11 protein-coding genes are annotated in these 18,394 nt (G+C 63.9%); 3 read left to right on the plus strand and 8 right to left on the minus strand.

The window, feature by feature from the left end; translation table 11 throughout:
* Positions 1-16 precede the first annotated feature (16 nt).
* The 4 genes from RMCB_RS05800 to RMCB_RS05815 form a co-directional block, all read right to left on the minus strand.
* Positions 17-541, minus strand: a complete 525-nt coding sequence (locus RMCB_RS05800) for an NUDIX hydrolase (RefSeq protein WP_062828023.1) — start codon at positions 539-541, stop codon at positions 17-19.
* A gap of 103 nt (positions 542-644) precedes the next feature.
* On the minus strand, positions 645-3,209 hold the full coding sequence (locus tag RMCB_RS05805; protein ID WP_131805492.1) for a winged helix-turn-helix domain-containing protein: 2,565 nt from the start codon (positions 3,207-3,209) through the stop codon (positions 645-647).
* Between the two features lie 44 nt (positions 3,210-3,253).
* The gene (locus RMCB_RS05810) at positions 3,254-5,338 is read right to left on the minus strand and encodes an alkyl/aryl-sulfatase (protein WP_234792012.1); all 2,085 of its coding nucleotides are present in this window, start codon (positions 5,336-5,338) and stop codon (positions 3,254-3,256) included.
* 147 nt (positions 5,339-5,485) lie between these two features.
* On the minus strand, positions 5,486-6,769 hold the full coding sequence (locus RMCB_RS05815; protein ID WP_062828025.1) for a glycosyl hydrolase family 28-related protein: 1,284 nt from the start codon (positions 6,767-6,769) through the stop codon (positions 5,486-5,488).
* A 135-nt stretch (positions 6,770-6,904) separates the two neighbouring features.
* Between RMCB_RS05815 and RMCB_RS05820 the strand changes: the two genes are divergently transcribed.
* Both RMCB_RS05820 and RMCB_RS05825 read left to right on the plus strand, forming a co-directional pair.
* Entirely contained in the window at positions 6,905-8,098 is a 1,194-nt protein-coding gene (locus tag RMCB_RS05820; RefSeq protein ID WP_063979584.1) for a lipase family protein, read from the plus strand.
* A 22-nt stretch (positions 8,099-8,120) separates the two neighbouring features.
* On the plus strand, positions 8,121-9,476 hold the full coding sequence (locus tag RMCB_RS05825; RefSeq protein WP_062828027.1) for an alpha/beta hydrolase-fold protein: 1,356 nt from the start codon (positions 8,121-8,123) through the stop codon (positions 9,474-9,476).
* A gap of 66 nt (positions 9,477-9,542) precedes the next feature.
* On the opposite strand, the gene RMCB_RS05830 is transcribed toward RMCB_RS05825, so the two are convergent.
* Complete coding sequence (locus tag RMCB_RS05830; protein ID WP_109784185.1) at positions 9,543-11,069, minus strand: DUF1254 domain-containing protein; 1,527 nt, start codon at positions 11,067-11,069, stop codon at positions 9,543-9,545.
* Positions 11,070-11,342: 273 nt separating this feature from the next.
* Between RMCB_RS05830 and RMCB_RS05835 the strand changes: the two genes are divergently transcribed.
* The gene (locus tag RMCB_RS05835; protein WP_062828028.1) at positions 11,343-13,670 is read left to right on the plus strand and encodes an arylsulfatase; all 2,328 of its coding nucleotides are present in this window, start codon (positions 11,343-11,345) and stop codon (positions 13,668-13,670) included.
* A gap of 12 nt (positions 13,671-13,682) precedes the next feature.
* Here RMCB_RS05835 and RMCB_RS05840 read toward each other — a convergent pair whose 3' ends face one another.
* The 3 genes from RMCB_RS05840 to RMCB_RS05850 are packed head-to-tail and all read right to left on the minus strand — an operon-like array spanning position 13,683 to position 18,393.
* Positions 13,683-15,380 (minus strand): glycosyltransferase family protein, encoded by a 1,698-nt coding sequence (locus RMCB_RS05840; RefSeq protein ID WP_062828029.1) that lies wholly within the window; start codon positions 15,378-15,380, stop codon positions 13,683-13,685.
* Positions 15,377-16,864 (minus strand): glycosyltransferase, encoded by a 1,488-nt coding sequence (locus RMCB_RS05845; protein WP_062828030.1) that lies wholly within the window; start codon positions 16,862-16,864, stop codon positions 15,377-15,379. The genes RMCB_RS05840 and RMCB_RS05845 overlap by 4 nt, the downstream gene beginning before the upstream one ends.
* Positions 16,861-18,393 (minus strand): hypothetical protein, encoded by a 1,533-nt coding sequence (locus RMCB_RS05850; protein ID WP_062828031.1) that lies wholly within the window; start codon positions 18,391-18,393, stop codon positions 16,861-16,863. The genes RMCB_RS05845 and RMCB_RS05850 overlap by 4 nt, the downstream gene beginning before the upstream one ends.
* Position 18,394 lies beyond the last annotated feature (1 nt).

An 18,394-nucleotide genomic window follows, 5' to 3' on the forward strand; every position in this document is an offset into this window, starting at 1 on the left:
CATCAGCACCGTTAGCTCAAGGGTGTTGACGTAAGCGCAGCAGCTGCGGGATGAGCACCCGCGTGTCAGGCACGAACGGCCAGTCCGGATCGGCCAGGTGAACGGCGAGCTCGTCGTCTGTCCACCACCAGCCGGCGCTGATCTCATCGGGTTGGTGCCGGATCGGGCCGTCACAGTACGTCTCGAACGCGAACACGTGGCAGCGCATGGGTTTTCCCGCCCACTGCCCGTCCCATGCCGCCGACGCGAGAGCCGTCAGCGGTACCCCGGTGATGCCGAGTTCCTCGTGCAGTTCGCGGGTCGCGGTCTGCAGCGGCGTCTCGCCGGGATCGATGACTCCGCCGGCCAGGCAGTCGTGCATGCCGGCGAACACCGCCTTGGTCGGAGTGCGTCGGTGCACGTAGATCCGGCTGCCGTCGGACGAGCGGACCAGCACACCGGCGCTGCCGTGCCAGAGCCCTTCGGCGTATACCCGCGACCGCGCAGCGGTGCCGGTCGCATTGCCGTCGGCGTCGTACACCGTCACGAGTTCCTCGCTCATGTGCGTCACTTTCCCCGCCGAGCAGACGTGGCGGTACGCGACACGCCGCATTTCGCGGACCGCCGTGACTGCTCGCGCAAGGATGGCACGCCCAAGGTAAGACCTAGCGCCCGGCACGCTTGATGGCTTGGCGACGATTGGCGGCACCGAGTTTGCGGTAGATGGCCCGCTGATGCGTCTTGAGGGTGTTCACCGACACCCCCATCTTCTCCGCGATGTCCTGCATCGTCATCGGCGTCCGCAGGAAGGCCAGCACCTCTTGCTCCCGGGGCGTCAACGCCGCAGGCATGCCATCGGTGACCGCCCGCTCACATTCCAGCAGTGATTCTTCGACAAAGTCCGGATATGACGTGTACGACAGGTGCGCCGCGAGCAACTCCCGGCACACCGGGTCAGGGTTGTCGACGAATTGATAGCGCACCCGCTCCGGGCTCGCCACGGAGATCGCCTCTTCCATCCGCTTGTGTGCGGAGTCGGCCCGTCCCTCTTGCCAATCCAGATACGCCAGGGTGCTCAGCGCGTACGCTGCGATATACCCGGGTACCTGCGGCTCCAAAGCTTGGTGTGCCAGGCGCACCGCCAACTCAGGGGCACCGAGACGACGGCACATTCCCGACATCACGGCCGAGACCATCGGAACATGTTGCGAATCGAGAACACTGGCGGCCAGCTCGAGCGCAAGCGGATGATCACCGCGAGCTTCTGCCAACCGCGCCCGGCCGGCAGTCTTGTAGCTGACCCATGGCACCCCGTGGGTGTCCGCGTCCGGCATGCGGGCGACGGCGATCTCAGCGGTGGCGAGTACATCGTTGTCGCGCAGCGTCGCGGCGCTGAACGCCAGGAACATCCGCGACGTGTCCGGGTAGCCGACTCCGGGGGCGGCGCTCGCCGAGGTCAAACACTCAACGGCCGAGGCGATCTCACCATGCCAGAAGTGAATCCAGCCGGCCGTGAACCGTTCGATGCCTGCGCCGTCGTGCGAGAGCCACAACTCGGGAGTGGATTCGGCGGGTACCACGGCGCGTTGCAACGCTGCCTGTGCGCGGGTGATCTCGCCCGAGTGGGCGAGCGCGAAAGCCAGGCTCTGCCGGGCTCGGTGTGCCACCTCCGGCAGGCCCAGAGCGGCGCATTCGTTCATCGCAGCCTCGAGCAGCTCTGAACCACGTGTCGCACTGCGGCGCAAGCGCGAATCTGCCCAGCCGAGAACGAACAACGCACACGCATACACCCGAGGTGTGACGACATCGCGGTCGGTGAGGGCTGCCTCGACCCGCGTCGCCGCCTCGGACATGGCCTCGCGGTCGTCGGACACGAGGAGTTGGGTGAGGTCGGCGACGAACTGCGTCCGTCGTGACGCCGATGGCATCGCAGCGGCCCGGTTGAGCAGTAACGTCGCCATGATGTCGTCGCCTGCCATGGCCCGGCAGCTGGACCGGATCATCAGGATCTCGGGATCCTCACCGAATGCCTCGGTCAACCGCAGACATGCGTGATCCAGTGCGGTAGAGCGCGATTGGAGCAGCAATTCCAGCCAGTGATCGCCGATGATGTCGTGTGCCACCCTGTCGCCACCGACGATCGCATGGTCGACCGCGTCCAACGGATACCGCTGCGCCAGCTCCCGTGCGGCGATCTGGTTGAGACGCAACCACTCTTGAGGGTTGTCTCGCCGGAGGATCTCCCGGCAGTGTCGGACGAACAGCGAATGCCACTGGTATACGGCGCTTTCCCCGGTGCCGATACGTTCTATGAACAGGCCCGCGGCGACGCAATCGTTGAGAAGTACGGCGCTGTCCGTGCGACCTGACAGTGCCGCGGCAAGCTGTCCGTCGACTCGCGAACATACCGTCGCCTTGAGCGCGAAATCGGCCAGGCCGGGACGCAGCCGCGCCAGTACCGCGGTGCTGATGTAGTCGGTGAGGTCGGCGCCGGGCGTGAAAGCCTCGGCGTCATCACCGCTGACGAGAATCAGTCGGACGGCGCCGGGCCATCCGTCGGTGGCAGCCATGATGCGGTCGACGTCTGCGGTGTTTCCGCCCGCCGCCACGAGCTCTTCGACTTCACCGCGGGTGAAAGCCAGTTCGGCGGGGCCCATCATGGCGACCTTGTGGTGCACGCGCAGTCGCGCCCATATCGGGCCTACGGGATCGGTCGTGATCATGACGAACTGAAGCCACTGTGGACCGTTCTCGACGAACTCGACAGCATCCGGCCACCTGTCCCGGGCCAGTTGGTAGTCGTCGACGACGAGGACGATCCGGGGATGATCCAGAGCCATCAGCGCTGCGACGCCGGCGTCGTAGGATACCGATTCGAAGATCCCGGACACCGCCAGGGCTACGGCCTCATCACCGCGCTCGCGCGCCGCGTTGAGCAACGCGGTCAGAATTCCGCGCAGCACGTCGCCGCTACCGTTGACCCGCTCGGTGAGCGTCAGCCACGCAACCGAACCTGGTGCCTCACACCGGCGCCCGGCGGCCCACTGCGACACCGCAACCGTCTTGCCGAATCCCGACGGTGCGGCCACGAAAACCGACCGCATGCCGCCGAGACGCGCTTCCAGCATGTCGGCAACGGCGTTGCGCGGCAACATGTCCGGTCCCGACGACGGCGTAGTGGCCAGAAACCACGGCACAGGGTGCATGGCTGAGGTTCCGGTTGGCTGCACGACTGTGGAGTATAAGGCCTATTTTCACGGCCGTTAGTAACGGCTTACGGAGTGACGATGTTGAACCACAGGTTGAACGTGTCGAGCAGGCCCACGAAATCGTCCACCGACTGCCGGTTGCCCTCGAGCGCCACATTGTTCGCCGATATGGCATCGGCCAGTTTGACCTTGCCGAGTTGGATGTCGTTCATGGTCGCCTTGGTCAGCTTCAGCGTGGCGTCAGACTGCGGCAGCAACCCGTCCGAGTAGTTCAGCACGCCGTTTTCCACCGTGAGGCCGTACTGCTTCTTCAGGTCGGTGAAATCGACGTTGAGAGCGATCTTCTTCCCCGCGGCCTTGGGACCGTTGAGCCGGACCGCGAGATAGTCGAACATCATCTCCGGTGGCATGGCATCGATGGTGTCGGGGCTTGCGGTATCGGTACCACCGGCGGTCGGCACCCCGTTGCGCAACTCGTATGCACCCTGCAGGTACACCGATCGCCACGGCCCCGACTCGGCCTGATAGCCCATCTGCTCGTAGCTGTCGGCCAGCAGGTTCTTGCCGTTCACGCTGTCCGGGTTGGCAAACACCACCTGCTTGAGCACCATCGCCGTCCAGCGATAGTTGCCGTCGTCGAAGTCCTTCTTGGCCTTCTCCAGGACGGCGTCCTCACCACCCATGTACTCGACGTACTTCTTGGCGGCCGCTTGCGGAGGAAGATCGTCGAGGTCTGACGGATTACCGTCATACCAGCCCATATACCGCTGATAGACCGCTCTCGTGTTGTGTTTGAGCGTGCCGTAGTAGCCGCGGTCGGGCCAGAAGTTGTTGAGCTCCGGCGGAAACTGCATCTCCTCGGCGATCTCGGACCCGACGAGACCCTCGTTCATCAACCGCACCGACTGGTCGTGCATGTATTTGTACATGTCGCGCTGGCGTTTCCAGTAGTCGATGATCTTGTCGTTGCCCCACATGGGCCAGTGGTGACTCTGGAACTTCACCTCGGTGTTGGGACCGTAGACCCGGATCGTGTCGTCGAGGAACTTCGCCCAGATGCGGGCATCACGCACCTGCGCGCCACGAAGAGTCAGCAGGTTGTGCATGGTGTTGGTGGTGTTCTCCGCCATCCACATGGCTTTGAACTGCGGGAAGAAAGTGTTCATCTCGGTCGGCGCCTCGGTGCCGGGCGTCATCTGGAACTCCATGTCGACACCGTCGATGGTCATCTTCTGACCGGTAGTGGTGATGATGTCGGTGGGGATGATCAGACTGGGCACACCTGTCGAAACCGTCATGCCGAGGCCGCCGTTCACCCCGCCTTGCGCATTGCGCGGCAGCAGTGCGCCGTACATGTAGACCGCGCGCCGCGACATGGCATTGCCTGCGATCACGTTCTCGCTCACCGCGTCTTCGACGAAGGACTGCGGAGCAACGACTTTCACCTTGCCGGAGTCGACGTCGGCCTGGTTGATGATGCCACGCACACCGCCGTAATGGTCGACGTGGGAATGGCTGTGGATGACAGCGACGATGGGCCGGTGTCCCAGCTTGTCGTTCACCAGATCGAGTGCAGCCTTCGCGGTTTCGGGTGAGATCAAGGTGTCGTAGGCGATCCATCCCGTGTCGCCCTTGATGAAGGTGATGTTGGACAGGTCGTAACCGCGTACCTGGTAGATCTTGTCGGGAACGACCTCGAAGAGCCCGTACTCCATGCACAGTTGGGCATTGCGCCACAGGCTCGGGTTGACGGTGTCGGGCGCGGGCTTGTCGTCGGCGATGTACTTCTTGTACTCCTCCAGATCCCACACGACGTTGCCGTTGGCATCCTTGATCGTCAGGGTGTCCGGACGCGCGATCATGCCGCGTCTCGCGTCCTCGAAATCACTGCGCTCGTTGAACGGCAGCGAATCCATCACCTTCTTGTTGGCCGCCTTGGTTGCCTCCGTAGCACCTTTGACGGTGTTGTCGGTGGTGATCTGCCCGCCTCCGCCTCCACCCGACGAGGCGTTGCCACCGGTCTTGTCGTTGCAGGCCGCCACCAGAGTGGAGGCGACACCCGCGGCCGCCAGCCCTCCCAGCACCTTGCGCCGCGGCAGCCGCGCACGATTTTCCCCACTCTCGTCCTGCAGGTTCGGATGTCGACTCATACAAACGGATTATGCCGATTGCGCCATGCAATTCCATTCAAATCGCGGGGCGTACCGCGAGAATTCCGTTGCATGAAATCACGTCGGCCTCACCCATTTTGGGTGATGTCCGGGCGGGGCAAACGAATATCTTTTTGCCGGTACTCGTCATACGGTCCACCAATTCGACCCGTCGGAGACCACTTCGACGGCCGCACCGGCAGCAAGCGCGAAATCGGCTGCACCCTCGACGGACTGTCCGGCTGCGACGCGCAGTGTCACGGTGATGCCGGTGGTGTTCTTGACAGTGTAGCGGCACGTGTTGTCCACGGCCGTCGGCAAAGTGACCGTCGCAACGCCCGCGCCGAGCACATACACGTAATCGGTGCCAGGCACCGCGTCGAAGAGGTGATCACCGGTCAACGTGACGACCGAGCGGCGCGGTACCGTCCGATTCCCCGACGTGTTACCCGCGACGCCGACGTTGCGGCCCTCGGCGCGGACGGGAGCCACACTGTAACCGTTGTTGTCCCACTGATTTCCACATATCGCGATGTTGTCGACGTATTGCGCGTCGACCGCGTAGCTCCACCCGGCGCCGTCGTCGGTGTTGGCGATGAAGTTGCCGGTGACGTTGAATCCCATGGTGCGGTGATCGGCGTCAACCGAGTAGATCCCGATGGCCGGAAAGGCATTCGTCGCACCCTTGCCGCCGTTGGTGATGTTGTTGCCGACTATGGCCACCTGCTCGTGGTCCGATTCCAGCCACGGCGGCATGGTGAAGACGATCGCCTCGTGCCGCGCACCTTCGCAGATGTTGCCGATGATGGTCAGCTGCTTGTTGCCACGAAGCTCAATGTTGTTCTGCGGCGCGCCGTTGAGGTGGTTGGCGATGATGCGAACGGGACCTGCCTCGATCGACAAGTTGGGCCCCGTCGACCCGATGTTGTTGTTGACGATCCACGAGTCGTAGAAGTGATACGTGGTGTAGATGCCGTAGCCATTGCACTGTTCGATGAAGTTGTCGTCGATCCAGTTCAGCAGTCCGTCGGTGGTGGCATTGACCCGCATGCCGAATTCGGTCCAGCCACTGAGCCAACAGTGCTTGACATAGCTCTTGTCGAGCTCCACATCGAACGCTGGTGCCCCGTGAAAGTCCGCGTCAACCCTGAGGTTTTCGATGCGGCATTCTGTCCAGCGCCCGGTGACGGGCGCGACGTTGGTCGTCACGCGCAATCGCGCAGCCCGCTCCCCCGCACCGAGCAGGCAGATCCGCGCGAAACCGTCCGCGCCGTCGCCGATCGAACCGGAGAGCGCGTAATCGCCGGCGGGGAAGAACACCGTGCCGCCACCACGGTCTACCGCTTCCCGAAGAGCTGCCATCACCGCCGCGTGGTCGTCGGTTGCGCCGTCTCCGGTCGCGCCGTGCGCCGTCACGTCGATAACAGCCATGGCACCGAATTGTATTTGCGCAAATGAACGATGTTTCGCGTATCAGGGTTCGACATAAGCAGCACGACGGCGACGCGCGGATGAAAAGATGGGGATATTCCACCAAGCAGCCACGGATCCGCGGGGAGACATTCGATGGTTCGAGTCCTGGCACTGCTGTCGGTCGTGCTCGCCGTCGTCACCGCGTGTGGCGGGTCCGCCAAACAGGGCACCACCGAGGACCCCGACAGTGCAGGCCATGTCATCGCAGATGCACCCGCGGACAAGCTCGACCAGTCGCTGCGCGACGCGGCGTCGTCGGCACGCACCATGACGTATGCGTCACGCAACGGTGTCAACGACGCCGTCTCGCATGTGACGGGATCGGTGTTCGTGCCCAAGGGTGCGCCGCCACCCGGTGGGTTCCCAATTGTGGCTCTGGGACATCGCAACACAGGCACCGCATCGGACTGTGCTCCGTCCTTGTCTCCCGATCTTCTCGGCGAGGCGGCGACCGTCGTGGCCCTGCTCGACGCCGGCTACGTGGTCACCGTGCCCGACTATCAAGGCCTGGGTAAGCCGTCGAAACCCGACGAATACGACTTCCACCCGTATCTGGACTCCACCACAAGTGGTTTCACCATGATCGACGCCGTCCGCGCGACACGGAATCTGGTTCCCAACACGTCGACCTCGTGGGCCGCAGTTGGCGCGCAGGAGGGTGGGCAGGCGGCATGGGCCGCAAACGAACTCGCGGACAATTACGGCAACGATCTGAAACTGGTTGCCGCAGCAGCTCTTGCACCGATGGCGGAATTCACGGGTCTTGCCGACGCCGCCATGGCCGGCACCTTGAACACCGATCAGAAGCTGATCTACGTGGCCTACCTGGCCGCCTTGAAAAACGAGTACTACTACGACTTCGAGCTCGACGACTACCGGCGCGGCGCCGCAGAACAGAACTGGGACGCACTGCTCAACTGCGGTGACGCCGCACACCGGAGAGCATTGGCCGAGCAGATCGCACCGGCAGACCTGCGCCCTGCCAACCCTGCGGCGCTGCAGACCCTGCGCGGCTACCTTCAGAAGACCAACCTGCCCCAAGGCCCCACCCAGGCACCGATGTACGTCATCTACGGCGGTCAAGACCCCGTGATCCCGGCTGCGTGGACGGATCAGGCGATAGCCAATGCGTGCCAGATGGGTGACGTCATCCAGATCGCCTTCTGGCCAGACAAGGGACGTGACCAGATCGAGCCCGTCGCGGCTCTCGGCTGGCTGACCGACCGTATGAAGTCACTGCCCTCGGCCAACGATTGCCCGAGCTTCACAGCAGGCCACAAACCATGAGCCTCAGGCATAGGAGCCCTGCATGTCACTGATCAGCGGAGTGGTGCCCATCGCGCTGGAAGTGCTTGCGATCGCAGCACTGGTGACCGGCATCGGGCGCCGGAGCGGCAGACCCCTGCTTCGATGGGTGACGATCGCGCTGCTGACGGGCGTGCTGCTCGCGGTCATCGTCCGCACGTTCGTCAAGTACCAGGGATGGTCGGAGAGGGCCGCGTCGCTCGGCAGCGTGCTGTGGGTGGTCATCACCGGATTCGCCGCGGCGATGGCGGTTCTGGCGTGGCGCGGTAGTCGGTGGTGGCGACGGATCGTATCGGTGCTGGCCATCTTTCTCGCCGTGCTGTGCGGGTTTTCGGAGTTGAACATCGCCACGGGCTACTTCCCCACCGTGCAGTCGGCCTGGCAGCGCGTGACGGGATCAGATCCGCCGCAGTGGATCGACGAAGCAGCCTTGGCCGCGATGCGTCAGAACCACGAAAAGCCGACGCGCGGCACCATGGTGTGGGTTGACATCCCCAGGGAAGCCTCAGGATTCGGCCATCGACGCGAATTGGCCTACCTACCGCCGGCCTGGTTCCGGTCCGATCCCCCGCCGAGACTGCCCGCTGTGATGGCCATCGGCGCGGAATTCAGTCATCCGTCTGACTGGCCGGAGTCCGGTGGTGCGCTCAAGACGCTCGATGAGTTCGCCGCGTTCCACCGTGGAAACACGCCGGTGGTGGTGTTCCCCGACTCCACGGGCACCTTCAACAACGACACCGAGTGCGTCAACGGCCCGCGTGGCAACGCGGCCGACCATCTCACCGAGGACGTCCGCCCGTACGTGATCTCCCGATTCGGAGTGAGCCCCGACCCCGCCCACTGGGGTCTGCTCGGTTGGTCGTCCGGAGGCACCTGTGCGCTGATGCTCGCCACCCGGAATCCGGAACTGTTCAGTGCCTTCGTCGCGCTGGATGGGCAGCTCGGTCCCAACAGCGGTACCAAGCCGCAGACCATTGCCCGGCTGTTCGGCGGCGACGCCGAGGCATGGGCTGCATTCGACCCGAAGACTCTGATCGAGAAGCACGGGCAATATGCGAACATGGCTGCCTGGCTAGGAGTTTCGGAGGACACGCCGACGGTCCACCGCGCCGGAGGTGATGATCCGCTGCCACCCGACGCCGTTGCCGGGTGGGATCAGTACTCCGAGGACCACGCCGCCAACGCCAACAAATTGTGCGTGCTGCTCAGCGCCCACAACGTGGAGTGTTCGGTGGTCAGCTACCCCGGCGACCACACCTTCACGGCGGCTGCGCACGGCTTCGCGGATGCGTTGCCGTGGCTGGCCGGTCGGCTGGGTACCTCTGATGCCGAGCAGCGCCCACTCCCGGGGAATGGCTAGCGCTCTTGGCCGATGCAGCCATCCAGTCCTATCGGTGGCCGCTTCCTCGGGCGCATACGCGCTTCGTCAGCTGGGTTGTACCGCTGGAGGTTTCCACGTGGCATCGACGATGGGTTGCTCGCCCCAGTAGGCGCGGATGTACAGCGAGAAGGGTCCGTCGGGGGCAGGAAGCCAGTTGGATTCGGCGTCCGGCCCTGGCGACTGGGCTCCCGCGTAGAGAGTCAGCGAGCCGTCGGGGCCGCGTTTGAGAGTTTTGTTCTTGGTGCCCAACGAATATCGGTTGAGGGGGTTCGGGTTGAAAAAGTGCTGTTCGTTGTACAACGTCAACGACCAGAACCCCTTGACCGGCGGCTCCTGGCCGGCCGGAAAGACAACCTTGTAGCTGCGCTGGCCGGTCAGCGCAGCGCCGGTCACGTCCCTGTCCGTATAGAAGTACTGAGTTTCGTTCGGCCGGTTCTCGAACATGTTCGACTTCGCCGTGGCCGTTCGGTTGAAGTAGTCGAACCCGTACTGGGCGTTGTTGACCGATCGGTTCCAATTGTTGCCGGCGGGAACCCCGTTGTGAACCCATTGAAGAAACGGCCGGATCACCTCTTCCTCGTTGGCTACGGCCGTGTCGGTCAGCACCTTTGCCAGATCTGGGCTGCCGTGTGCGGCGTCGAGCAACGAGTGAATCTGGGAATAGAGCGCTTCCTCGCCGGGCAGCGGCGCGACCGGCGCGATCACTGTGCCGAGTTGATCGAAGAACTTCTCGGGTACGACCCATTTCGTTTCTCCCCCGCCGTCTGAGGGCGGAGCCGGAAGGTTGGGCAGCTTGGCCCACTCCACCGTCTTGGTCTTACCGTCGAATTCACTCAAGGGGTAGATGTTGATCTGGTTGATCACCGGCTGGATCGCCGCGCGGTCCTCGGGGGTGTCGTCCATGAAGACCCTGGGTATGGCTGCTGCGAGCGCGGTTGACGACCGCAGCACGTTCTCGACTCCGGCGGGTTTGTCACCCTTCCAGTTCGGGCCGGCCAACAGATAGAAGCCCGGCTTGGATCCGTATGGCTTGCCGAGTTCGCCGAACTGGTCGGTCCGATTGTCGTAGAGCGCGTACACCCAGAATCGGTCACCGAAATCGGGAACCTGAATGATCACGGGTTCCTCGTCGAGGGACATGTACGACAGGCCGTAGACCACATCCTGGTTGGGGCATGCGATGAACGTCTGTGCGGGATCGATGTAATCGGACAGCATGGCCAACCGCCCTCGTGGAGCCGCCGGAAGGACCCCGTTGAGCCGACCGGGTTGTGGCACCTGGATGATCGCAGCATTGCGGTTGAACATGTTGACCAGTGGCCATGCCCACACATACGCCGTTCGTGCGAATGTCGTTGCGTACCCGGGCGACATGACGATGCCCGGTGCGGGCTGGGTCGCCGGCGGGGGCGGAGTGGGTGTACTCGGGGCCGCCGGTGTGCTCGGCGACGGGGTGCTCTCCGTGCGATTTTCGGTCGTTGCGCAGGCCGCCACCGCGGCGCCCCCGCCCACCGTGGCCGCGGCCAGTCCTGCCAGGTGCAGCGCCGACCGCCGCGAAATTCCATTGCTCATTTCTGAACTTCCGCTCGTTGGTCCCCAACGAAAGTAGCGTTGATCGACCACTGATGACCCCATTCCACCGATAACGCAATGAAACCGAGTCCCTGATACTGCCCGCGCCGTCTCCACCTCATCCTTTTTGGGCGATGCGTCGGCGTGACGCCATGAATAGTGTTGTCATTGAAGAAGTTGGGTGCGGTGTCCGCTTGAGGTGCACAATGCGCACTACCGCGCACACTGCCAATCGAATTCACGGGCAACGGCTTACGGACGGAAGGCACAGGCATGGCCGATCGGTTCAATGGCGTGATCAACATGGACGTGCGGGACTCCACCGAGGACTGGGGTCCGTTCGCGCCCCCGCAGGCGCGCGACGGCGCACCCAACGTGCTGTATGTGGTGTGGGACGACACCGGGATCGGCGCCTGGGACACGTTCGGCGGCCTGATCGAGATGCCGACATTGAATCGCATCGCCGAGCGGGGGCTGCGGTACTCGAACTGGCACACCACCGCACTGTGCTCACCTACGAGGTCCTCGCTACTCACCGGCCGCAATGCCCACATGAACGGTATGGCCTGCATCGTCGAGGGCGCGGGTGGCTATCCCGGGCAATCCGCGGTCATTCCGCCCGAATCCGGAACGGTGGCCGAGGTGCTCCGGGACAACGGATACAGCACCTACTGCGTCGGCAAGTGGCACCTCACACCGGAGAACGAATCCAACATGGGCGGCTCGCGCCGCACGTGGCCGCTCGGTCGTGGATTCGAACGCTATTACGGTTTCCTCGGCGGGGAGAGCAATCAGTGGTTCCCCGATCTCGTGTACGACAACCACACCGTCGACCAGCCATACCTGCCCGAGGACGGCTATCACCTGTCAAAAGACCTGGTGGACAAGTCGATCGAATTCATCCGGGACGGCCAACAGGTGAACCCCGACAAGCCGTGGCTCATGTACCTGGCTTTCGGTGCCAACCATGCACCCCATCACTCACCGAAAGAGTGGGTCGACAAGTACCACGGTGTCTTCGACGAGGGTTACGAGGTGTACCGCGAGAAGACGCTCGATCGCATGAAGCAACTGGGTGTCGTACCTCCCGACACCGAGATGGCTCCGATCAATCCCTGGCCGGCGCCCGACGTGATCGCCGAGATCGACCTTGTGCGCCCGTGGGACGAGCTGGGCGACGACGAAAAGAAACTGTTCACCCGCATGGCGGAGGTCTATGCCGGGTTCTCCAGCTATACCGACTACGAACTCGGCCGCCTCATCGACTATCTGGAACAGTCCGGTCAACTCGACAACACCGTCATCGTCGTCGTATCCGACAACGGTGCCAGTGGTGAGGGCAGCCCCAACGGTTCGGTCAACGAGAACAAGTTCTTCAACAACTGGCCCGACGACCTGGCCGAGAACCTGCAGAAGCTCGACCTTCTCGGCGGCCCCGACACCTACAACCACTACCCCACCGGTTGGGCCGTCGCGTTCAACACTCCGTACAAGATGTTCAAGCGCTACACGCTCGAAGGCGGTATCGCCGACCCGCTGATAGTGTCGTGGCCTGCCGAGATGTCGGCGGTGGGCGGCCAATTCCGCGACCAGTACCACCATGCGATCGACATCGTGCCTACCGTGTACGACTGCGTCCAGATCACGCCGCCCGACGCGATCAACGGCGTCACCCAGTACCCCATTCAGGGCGTGTCGATGCGGTACACCTTCGATGCACCCGATGCCGAAAGCACCCGGACCACGCAGTACTACGAGATGCTCGGGACCCGCGCTCTCTACCACGACGGCTGGAAGATCGTCGCGCGCCACGGTGCCTTGTCCGGTATCGGCAATTTCGGCAGCGACGTGTGGGAGCTCTACCACACCGAAACGGACCGGGCCGAAATGCACGACGTCGCAGCCGATCACCCCGACAAGGCCTCCGAAATGGTGGGCATGTGGTTCGCCATCGCCGGCCGTAACAACGTGTTCCCACTCGATGACCGAACCGCCCGCGAACGGCTCACCCAAGAACGACCGAGCGCCAGTGCCCACCGCACCGAGTTCACCTACTACCCCGGCACCGCGGACATACCCGAGGGCGTCGCGCCGAACATCCGCAACCGGTCGTTCAAGATCCGTGCCGACATCGACGTCACCGCAGACACACCCGCCGGGGTGATAGTCGCCCAGGGCAGCAGATTTGGTGGCCACTCGCTGTTCGTCAAAGACGGCCTTCTGCACTACGCCTACAACTTTCTGGGTATCGACGAGACACTGATATCCGGCGAACAGGCACTCACACCCGGACAGCATTCGATCGTCGCCGAATTCGTCAAGGACACCGAGGATCCACCCGGCGTGGCCAACGGCACGTTGCACCTGAGTGTCGACGGCACCGAAGTGGGCAGTGGCGCATTGCGGACTCAGCCCGGCAAGTTCAGCCTTGCGGGAGAAGGTCTGGGTGTCGGACGGGACACGGCCGACCCGGTCAGCAAGGAATACCCGGCGCGATTCGAACTCACCGGGCTCACCGTGGACCATGTCACCATCACGCTCGAAGGTGATCACTACATCAACGAGGACATCGAGGCACACGCGATGCTGGTGCGGGAATAGGGATTCGGCGACCTATCGTGCTCCCACGCGCTCATTGACCCGGTAGAGCCGCCAATCAGGCTGGCCGTCACCGTCGTTGGGAATCTCGAGCTCCAGGGTCGCGACGTCGGCTCCGGTGTTGTACAGCGTCGGGTACCGCAGATTGAGCGCGTCGGAGGTGCCGCGGCCGATGGGCGGCACCGCGAGCAGATACCGGATGCCGTTGGCACTCGGATCGTTGAGCAACTCGGTGAAGTCCGGGTCGGAGGGGATCACGAAGACCCGCGGACGTGGCGACGCGGCGAGAATGCCGAAGCCGTACACGGTGTCTGTGATCACCGAGCTGTCGGGCAGGTTCAACGACTGCAGATACTCCGCGATCTTGCGTTCGGTGCCGAAGGTCCGGGCGATGCGGTGTTCGGTGGCCTTGCGCACGGTGACGTTGTACGGGTCCGGTTTCAGCACTGCACCGAGTCCGTATTCCTGTGGGGCGTAGTCGGGTTGAGCCATGCCGACCAGCGTCACGGGGATCCCGATGGCGACGGTGACCGCGACCGCCACGTAGCGCGCGGCCGAGTGTCGTTTCGGTGTTTCGGCCGTGGGTGCGAGCACCTCGGGTGCATACCGGCCGCGGCGGGTCGGCGTCGCGAGAACACCGTCGGGTACCGCGAGCATGGCCAGACATGCTGTCATCGGAATTGCGATGATGAAGAACCGCAGGAACGGAAACGTCGACCCGGCCGCGTAGCTGTAGGCCTGGAACGCGAGCACGGCACCGAACAACGCCACCGGTACCAGCAGCACCTGCCAGTTGGGGCGTCCCCACCGCCGTATCAGCACCCACAACATCAGCGGGAGCAGCGTCGGGGCCAGCAGCATGATGCACACCAGGGCGAACTGCACGCCGTGCGCGAAATTCGGTGCAGTCTGGCCTGATTGCTCCAGTATCGCGGTGTTGCCGTATTGGGAGGTGAACTGCGCGAAGGCCTCACCGGTGATCAACCAGCCTGCGGCGGCCCAGCCCAGGAAGGCCAGTGCGCCCGGACCGCTCACGATCAGAAGATCCAGAATCGCGCGCCGAACACGCGGGCGTGGTGTGGCCCGCACATAGGTGGTCAAGCCCACCAGGATCCCTGCGGCGCCGATGCACGCCGCGGCGTCGTAACGGGTCAGATACGCCAACCCCATTGCGATGCCGCCCGCGGTGACCAGGTGGTGCACATCGTCGTCGACCATCCACATGATGAGCCGGCGCACCGCCCAGGACATGAAGAAGATGAACGGCGCCTCGCTCATGCCGTTCGAGCCGTAGAACACGATCATCGGGTTGAGCGCGAACAGCACCGTGATGGTCAGCGAATACGCCCGGGGCAGACCACGATCGGTGCCCATGCTCAGGATCTGCACGGCGCCGCCCGCCATGAAGGTCGCCGACATGATGGTGCCGGAGAACGCGCGTGCGGCGATGTCCGACCACAGGGTACTCAGTGCTATGGCCGGTATCTGCACCATCGCCGCGACCGGCGTGAAGATGAAGCCCAGGGCAGCGAGATGCGGATCGCGGCTGAACAACACGGATTGGGTGGCCGCCACCCGCGACAGTGTGTCGCCCATGATGAATCCGTGGCGGACCTGCAGCCAGTACCCCACCGCGAGATAGATGAAGAGGAACACGAAGAAGACGGTGAATTTGAGCCGGCGGTCCGACCTTGCCGGCGTCGTGCCGTTCATGCTGCGGCTGCCTCGTCGGTCGTGGTGTCGGCGGGACGTTCGGCCAGTCCGTGAAACGTCTTCTCCCAGAACGATGGCTGCCGGATCATCTGATAGCAGCCTTTGGCCGCGGCCACGCTCATCATCAGCCAGAACAGCGGCACACTCAGCGCTGCCAGCAACAGATCCGACCGGTCGTCCTCACGGAGGGCGACCATGTTCATGTACATCACGGTGAAGTTGCCGATGACCATCGCGATCAGCGCCGGGAAGTAGATGAACACGGGAAACACTTCGCCGACCACAGCGGGCTGGCCGAGGAACCACAACACCGTGATGAACCAGAACAGCAGATTCAGCACTGCGATGATCGGCGTGCCCGCGAGCACCAGGGTGAACCGGATGAAGCTGCGCAAGCCGAGAGTGCGGTACAGCTTGAGTGGCTGACGGATGTGAACCAGCCAGGTCTGCAGATAGCCCTTGTACCACCGGGATCGCTGCCGAATCCAGTTGATCGCATCGCTGTTGGCCTCTTCCAGCGTGAAAGAGTCGATGACTGCGGTGCGGTAGCCGTGCGACGCTATGCGCAGGCCGAGGTCCGCGTCTTCGGTGACGTTGAAAGGATCCCATGCGCCGATCTTGCGCAGGATGTCACGCCGCAGGTGATTCGACGTGCCGCCCAACGGGATCGGTGACGTGCTCACCATCATCCCGGGCAGCAGATAGCCGAACCACAGTGCGTACTCGGCGGTGAACCACGCGGTCAACAGATTCTGATGGCCGTTGTGGTAGACGAGCTTGGCCTGCACACACGCCACATTGTCCGGCAGCTGACGGAACGCCGTCACGACGCGGCGCAGCTGCAACGGTTCGGGCAGGTCCTCGGCATCGAAGATCGTGACGATGTCCCCGGTGGCGAAGTGCAGACCGTAGTTGCACGCTTTGGGCTTGGTACGCGGCTCTGCCGGCGGCACCAGAAGGATTGTGATGACGTCGGATTCGCCGCATGCCTCGGCGGCGTCGATGGTGACCTGATCGTCGGCCTCCAGCAACAGCAGCACCTGCAGCTTGTCGCGGGGGCATTCCAGCGCGTCCATCGCGCCGATGAGGTCGGCGACCACCTCCGGTTCGTTGTAGGCAGGTACCAGGATCGTGTACGACGGCAGATCGGCATCCGAAATCGAGCGGGCGGCCTCGTCGGAGATCACGATGGGCCGGGACGCCAACCCGCGCTTGAAGATCAGCACCCGGTCACCCAACGTCAACAGATAGGCCAGCGTGCACAATCCGATGAGCACGACCGCTGTCTGCATCGGCCGCCACACGCCGAAGGCGATGACGACCACCAGCAGGCCCCACAGCGCGGGCTTCTGCCAGCCCAGCAGCGGCGTCGACGCGGAGTGCACCGGATCGTCTTCCCGCAGGCCGTTGATCGCCCGGTGCAGTGCGTACTCCCGCTGATCGTCGGTGACGGTTTCCGGATCGAAGGTCTCGCCATACCTCATCGGCCGGTCTCCGCCCGCGCGAACTGCTCGGCCACCAGCGCCCGACCGAACTCGGTGAGCAGTTCGGCATCCTTGTACGTCGGCAACCGCTGCACCAGAACCGAGTTGCCGCGGAACAGCACGGTGAGCAGGTTGCGCAGAGTGGACACCAGGCCACGCTGCGGATCGGGGAACGGCGCATCGGGAAGGTGGTTGTCGACTGCGAAGACATCGACGAGTTGGTCTTTGTTCTTGTCGCCCCACGCGAAGCGCAGCACGTCCCAGGTCACCAGCAGGCGGTCGTCGATGGCCGAGAAGAGCTTTCCCCGCACCCCGTGGCCGAGGTCGACGGCGCGCGGAGCACTGAGCCGGGTACCGGTGGTGTCGTACAGCACCTGGCCCGGATAGGCATCGAACGAGAACGGCAGCTCGCTGACGATGCTGTCGACCATGAGTATTCGCGGCGCGGACAGTTTGTCGAAGCGGGCATCACCGACATTGGCGACCATCCGTTGGCGCACAAGGATCGCGTCATCACCGTAATAGCGCGCCACCCCGGTATAGGTCTGGTCCCCGACGGCCGTCCACCCGGGCGGCGCGGACAGGCGTCGTCCTGGGACGAGATCGTAGGGCGCACTGCGGCTTATCTCGGTCGCACTCAGTTGTCGCGGCAACGGCATCAGCGCCAGCGCGACCGCAACCGCCACCACGAGCGGGATGGCCGACCAGATCTGCTTGGCGGCAAGGGGTTCGATTTTGCGATCCAGCAGCTTCTTGGGCCGGCCCCGGCGGGTGTAGAGAAACGCCGAGACTCCGACCGCGACGATCGCCGTGAGCGAGGGAATCATCTGATACGCCAGGACCGGAGCGTCGGGCGCCAGAAGCTGCAGGACGAACAGAAGGACGAACCCGAAGAGGAACGCGCCGGCGGCACCGACTGCCGCGCGCCTGCGATTGCGCCCCACCGCAATGGCGGTCGCGGCGGCCGCGATGAACAGCGTCCCGACTCCAGCGGCGAACTTCCCGCCGCCCAGCGTGATCACCACCACCTGGTACGGCAGCGCCGACACGAGCGACAACAACACCCACACCCAGCCGAATCGGGCGATCGGACGTACGCCGAAGAGCACAATGCTGCTGCTGAGCACGAAGAGCCACATGGCCAGCAGGTCCAGGCGTATGAGGTGAAAGAACTCCGAATAGCGTTTGAGCAGCACGCCCTGGACCATGAGCGCCAGCCCCAAACCGATGATGCCCACGATGACATCGGTCTGCCGGTCGTGGATGGGCAATTCGGTACGGCGGCGGAAGTTCACGCCCACCGCGGCGAGCAGCCCCGCGATCGGAACCATCCACACGTATCCGATGAGGCCGCCTGCCAACGTGGTGTCGATGAGGTTGATCAAGCTGTGCCAGAACGCGACGAGCGTCAGCACAGCGATGAGAAGCCACCGCGACACCAGCCGAACGGTGGGATTGAGGCCGAACCACCACGACTGCAAGGACTCCCATCGCCCCGCGTCGGCGTCGGCGTCGACGGTGACGGTCACG

This window comes from Mycolicibacterium brisbanense (assembly GCF_001570425.1).
Classification (GTDB): Bacteria; Actinomycetota; Actinomycetes; order Mycobacteriales; family Mycobacteriaceae; genus Mycobacterium; species Mycobacterium brisbanense.